Genomic DNA, 1078 nt, shown 5'->3' with positions numbered 1-1078 from the left:
GCATTGCGCACATCGTCCAGCGTAGCCTTGGGCACGGTGGCGATCACCTCACCCGTGTACGGGTAGGCGACCTCGATGGTGCGGTCGCGGTGGACTTTCTCGCCTGCGATGCGCAGCGCTTCGCGGTGGATGGTGCCTGGCTTCAGAGTGGCTTGGCTCATGGCGTGCTCCGTGCGGTTTCAGCGCGCGTGGTTCAGGGCGATGTCGAGCGCGTCGAAGTTGCGCAGCCGGCGGCCGGCGGCAATGCCTTCGACCGGGCGGTTGCAGATCAGCGGCACCTGCTGCTCCGACACGCCCCCGTGCGAGCGCAGCGGCACTTCGAGCGCCGACAGGTCGTGGCGGCTGGCCGCCGTGCCGATGACGGTGTTGCGTTCGCTGACCACCACGATGTCGCCGATGCGATCCGGTGGCAGCTCGAAGCGCTTGGCGGCCTCCGCGCGCGAGAGCACAAGCTCCATGCCGGGGATGCCCTTGATGCGTTCGATCCATCCCGGCACGCTGGCTTCGTCGGGTGCGTACACGGTGGCGAAGGAGCCGAGTGCGCCGTGGTGCACCACGTAGGGGTCGGTGATCGGCAGGATCACGCGGGCCTTTTCAGCGCCGTACCAGCCGTCGAGCACGTCCTGCAGGTAGATCACGTTGGGCGAGCCGTCGGCGCCGTGCTTGTCGTTCATGCCGTGATCGGCCGTGAGCACGATGGTGGCGCCCTGGGCATCGAGCTGCGCGAGGTAGCCGTCCATCATTTGGTAGAAGGCGTTGGCGGCGGGGCTGCCCGGCGCGGCCTTGTGCTGCACGTAGTCGGTGGTCGACAGGTACATCAGGTCGGGGCGGCGCGACTCCATGAGTTTCACGCCGGCGGCGAACACGAACTCCGAGAGTTCGGCGCTGTACACCGAAGGCACCGGCATGCCGACCATGTCGAGCACGTTGTCGATGCCGTTCTCTTCCATGGTCACCTGGTCCGACTTCTCCGACGAGAAGCAGATGCCCTTCATCTTGTGGCCCAGCAGCTTGCGCAGCTTGTCCTTGGCCGTGACCACGGCGAGCTTGGCGCCCGCATCGGCGAACGCGGCCAGCA

At 67.1% G+C, this 1078-nt stretch carries 1 protein-coding gene and 1 pseudogene; both read right to left on the bottom strand.

The features are described from left to right. A pseudogene (locus tag D3H34_RS34870) lies at window positions 1-161 on the bottom strand (phosphonoacetaldehyde dehydrogenase); the annotation flags it as partial. 18 nt (window positions 162-179) lie between these two features. Next, window positions 180-1078, bottom strand: an 899-nt coding sequence (gene phnA, locus D3H34_RS32940) for a phosphonoacetate hydrolase (RefSeq protein WP_119558892.1), incomplete at its 5' end; no start/stop codon positions are given.

Source organism: Acidovorax cavernicola (genome assembly GCF_003581445.1).
The sequence above is the reverse complement of the archived record's forward strand: the minus strand, read 5'-3'. Positions and strand labels throughout refer to the sequence as shown.